The organism is Dialister sp. UBA1703 (assembly GCA_002320515.1).
Lineage (GTDB): Bacteria > Bacillota > Negativicutes > Veillonellales > Dialisteraceae > Dialister.
This window is the reverse complement of sequence record DCJJ01000058.1, coordinates 1-3,580: the sequence shown is the minus strand read 5'-3', so window position 1 is coordinate 3,580 and position 3,580 is coordinate 1. Positions and strand designations below refer to the sequence as shown.

The following is a 3,580-nucleotide window of genomic DNA, read 5'->3' as shown; positions in this document are numbered from 1 at the left end:
TCGATTCTGCGAATTAATCAGTGCATCCCTAGCTTCCCGACTTCAGTTCTCCCAGATGGGAGGTATCGTTCAGGGTATAGAGCATATTCATATCTCCCGGGTAGATGTTGACCTGGGAGATGCTGGCGTTGGAGAGGGCCAGGTTCCAGGACCTTGCCAGCGGGATATGGATGAGGGCGCAGATGATGGTGCGCAGCGCTGCTCCGTGGCAGACGATGGCGTAGGATTTGCTGTCGCCCCGCTGAATGATTTCATTCACCGCTTCCATGCACCGTGTCTGGCAGTCTTCGAAGGATTCGCCGTTCGGGAGTTTCAGTGTGCCGGCGTCGTGGTACATGGCTTCGATCATGCCGGGCCAGATTTTTTCGATTTCGTCGTAGGTCTTTCCTTCCCAGTCACCGAAGGAGAGTTCCATGAGACGGCTGTCCGTTTCCAGGGGAAGGCCATGGGTTTCTGCAATGCCTCTGGCAGTGTCGGCGGCCCGCATAAGGGGACTTGCGATGACGCCGTCCAGGTGGACGCTCCGAAAGCGTTCCACCGTCTTTTCCGCCTGGGCAAGGCCTTTTTCGCTTAAGGCCACGTCGGTGCGGCCCTGGTATTTTCCGGAGCTGTTCCACACGGTCTGGCCGTGCCGTACAAGATAGAGTGTAATCATGGATGGTAAACCTCTTTCAAAGCGTGAATGAGCCGGTCGTTTTCTTCCCTTGTCCTCACGGCCAGCCGGAAGTAGGAGTCATCAAGGCCTTCGTAGTTGCCGCACTGGCGGATAAAGATGTTTTCGGGAAGGAGAAGTTTCTGCAAATCGACGGCGTTTCTGATGGAGCCGGTGAGTTTCAGAAGGATGAAATTGACGCAGCCCGGGTACACTTGAAGTCCTTCGATTTCTGAAAGGGCTTTCACGAAGCGGGCCCTTTCTTTTCTGCAGAAGGTTCTGGATTTTTCTATAAATTTCCTGTCCCCTGCGGCATAGGTCATGTAGAGCTGGGCGGGGCCGTTCACGTTCCAGGGGATGAGACGGCTTTTGAGCTTTTCCGTCAAAGGGGGAGCGGCGAAGGAGCAGCCGATGCGGAGACCGGGCACGGCGTAGAATTTGGTGAGGGACATAACGACCACTGCATGTGAATTGTTATTCACATAGGGACGGCAGGAAACGTCCCCTTCCACGAAGTCGATGAAGGATTCGTCGATTACAAGGAGGCTTTTCTTTTCTTCCGCCATGGAAAGGAGGGACAGGAAATCGTCTTTCCGGAGGAGGCAGCCGTCGGGGTTGTTGGGATGGCCTAGGTAGATGAGGGAGTTTTCGGTCATCCGGTTTTCCAGTTCTTCCAGGGGCAGGGCAAAGTCATGGTCCCTGTCCAGAAGGAAGCTTTCCGTAGGAATGCCTGCCGCTTCGGCGGAAAGGCGGTATTCCGAAAAGGCAGGCGCCGGCACCAGCACTTTGGAAGGGCGAATCATGGCAAGGAGGGTGTACATGAGCTCTGTGGCCCCGTTTCCCAGGGCGATGGTGTCCTTTGGCATATGATAGGCTTTTGCCAGGGCTTCCGTCACGTCCCGGTCCTCCACATCCGGATAGCGCAGGGTTTCGATTTCCCAATAACGTTCAAGAGCCCTTCTCCCCTGGGGAGAAAGGCCGAGTGGGTTGATATTGATGCTGAAATCAAGGATTTTATTTCTTTCGGCAGGGGCAAGGGAGAATACGTCCCCGCCGTGCCTAGAGCTTTTCAAAGTCATTCACATCACACTTTCTGCACTGCATGCCCTGGTTTGTGATATGCACCAGGTCCAGGAAGGAAATCCTTCCCTTCATTTTTTCATCAAGGAAAGAGCGCACCGCCTCAGCGTCCCGGTCCATGGGGAGGATGAGGCCCAGCACCGTGCCGCTGTGGGCGCAGATCACCCCTTTCCCGCCCCTTGCAAGGCCGTGGCGGTAGAAATCGGAGAGCGGTTTCTTGAAGAGGATTTTCTGGTTAGCAAAGGAGGAAATGGACGCCGCCTCACCGATAAGGTCCAGCGATTTTTCCGCAATCCCCCTGCGGAAAAGGGCAAGGGCCCGGCTGATTTCCTTTTCATTGCTTCTCTGGAGATCCACCAGGTCCCCTCTGGAATTAAACTGCATGGTGTCCACTTCCCCGCCGCAGTCGTAAACCAGGATCTGCATGGAAGGGCACAGTCCCATTTCATGGATGAGCCTCCCTTCCCGGTAGTCAAACTCCACGATCCCCGGGAAAAAGGTGGCGTCGCTGGGTTCGATGGAAAGGGCAATGTCTGCGATTTCCCTTTCCGACAGCTTCCGTCCAAGGGAAAGGGCAGCCGCCTGGGCCGCTGCGCTGATATCGGCGGTGCTGGAGGCCATGCCTTTTCCCTTTTGAATATAGGATTTCAAACGGAGGGGCACTGCCCTTCCCCCTTCTCCCAGATAAGAAAGGGTATGGCGCACCGCCATTTCCGCCTTGGCCGGCAGCTTCTCCCCTGCCCCGTCAAAGCCGGAAAGGGCATAGGAAAAGCGGTCCACAGGGCAGGTGACCATAAAGGAAGAGCCATCCTTATAGCCCTGGATAAACTCCCCGCAGGAGCCCGGCGAACTGACTACATATGCCATACATTCCCCCTGGAAATTAAAACAAAGAGAAGAACAAGAAATACTTCCGTCACCTGATTCACAAAGCCGTAGGTATCTCCGGTGGTGCCGCCGATTTTACCGACAATCCAGTGGTTAAGGTAGAGCCCCAGAAGCAGGGACGCCCCTGCCAGAAGCACATAGACAAAGCCGAAATAGAGGGCCGGAAGAAGTGCAAAGAAAGAAGCAATGGCCACCGCATGTTTGGAACGGTAAGCGGAAAAAGCCTTCCCCATGCCGTAGGGCCGGGCATAGGGATACTCACAGATGCTGATCACAAGATTCAGCCGCCCCAGCGTAGGCGCCGCCATGAGCACCGGATAGAGGGCCCCGTCCAGAGACCCAAGTCCCAGGGTGTAGAGATTGATGAAAATAATCATGGACAAAAGGCCGAAAGAGCCGATGAGGCTGTCCTTCATAATCTCCAGGGACCGCTCCCTGGACCGGCCGGAAAAAAGCCCGTCCGAAGAATCCATGAGCCCGTCAGCCAAGGTACCGCCCGAAAGGAAAAGCTCCCCCAGCACGATGACAAAGGCAGTGAGATAGGGCATATCAAGAGGTTTCATGAGGAAATAGATGAGGCACATAAATGCGCCGATAATCCATCCATACACAGGAAACCACATTACACTTTTTCCGAATTCCTCATCCTTCCACACCGTACTGTTTGAAATATGGATGCGGGTGAGAAACTGCAGACCTACTAAGAAAGAATTCATATGGACACCAATGTGATTTATAAAAAAAGGTTCTTAAGTTGGACCGGCCCGTTGGGCCGGAGGGTTTTCAGGTTTGACGGCGACTACGCCGCCGAGGGTTGTGGTATCGCCCTTCGGGCGATGAGTATAAAGTCAGCGTTACGGGACTCTCTCCCGCCCTCATCGTCATTCTGACCCCAGGCGAAGAATTCTGGTACATGTAGATAGTGACACTTACTAGTCCACTAGGGAAGCGCTGATTAAA

4 protein-coding genes are annotated in these 3,580 nt (G+C 54.4%); all 4 read right to left on the bottom strand.

Annotated features, from left to right (window positions below):
* Positions 1-28: 28 nt before the first annotated feature.
* From cobC to B2Y11_RS02655, 4 genes are read right to left on the bottom strand one after another with little or no spacing between them, the layout of a single operon-like run.
* Positions 29-655 (bottom strand): alpha-ribazole phosphatase, encoded by a 627-nt coding sequence (cobC, locus tag B2Y11_RS02670; protein ID WP_291055868.1) that lies wholly within the window; start codon positions 653-655, stop codon positions 29-31.
* Positions 652-1,731 carry a pyridoxal phosphate-dependent aminotransferase gene (locus B2Y11_RS02665; protein ID WP_291055866.1) on the bottom strand — a complete coding sequence of 360 codons (1,080 nt, stop codon included), beginning with the start codon at positions 1,729-1,731 and terminating at the stop codon, positions 652-654. The genes cobC and B2Y11_RS02665 overlap by 4 nt, the downstream gene beginning before the upstream one ends.
* Entirely contained in the window at positions 1,712-2,599 is an 888-nt protein-coding gene (locus tag B2Y11_RS02660; RefSeq protein ID WP_291055864.1) for a GHMP kinase, read from the bottom strand. The genes B2Y11_RS02665 and B2Y11_RS02660 overlap by 20 nt, the downstream gene beginning before the upstream one ends.
* The gene (locus B2Y11_RS02655) at positions 2,587-3,336 is read right to left on the bottom strand and encodes an adenosylcobinamide-GDP ribazoletransferase (protein WP_291055861.1); all 750 of its coding nucleotides are present in this window, start codon (positions 3,334-3,336) and stop codon (positions 2,587-2,589) included. The genes B2Y11_RS02660 and B2Y11_RS02655 overlap by 13 nt, the downstream gene beginning before the upstream one ends.
* Positions 3,337-3,580 lie beyond the last annotated feature (244 nt).

What these genes read in the sequence shown, in the direction of transcription:
- cobC (WP_291055868.1), bottom strand. Translation starts at nt 655, where the DNA reads ATGATTACACTCTATCTTGTACGGCACGGCCAGACCGTGTGGAACAGC.
- B2Y11_RS02665 (WP_291055866.1), bottom strand. Translation starts at nt 1,731, where the DNA reads ATGACTTTGAAAAGCTCTAGGCACGGCGGGGACGTATTCTCCCTTGCC.
- B2Y11_RS02655 (WP_291055861.1), bottom strand. Translation starts at nt 3,336, where the DNA reads ATGAATTCTTTCTTAGTAGGTCTGCAGTTTCTCACCCGCATCCATATT.
- B2Y11_RS02660 (WP_291055864.1), bottom strand. Translation starts at nt 2,599, where the DNA reads ATGGCATATGTAGTCAGTTCGCCGGGCTCCTGCGGGGAGTTTATCCAG.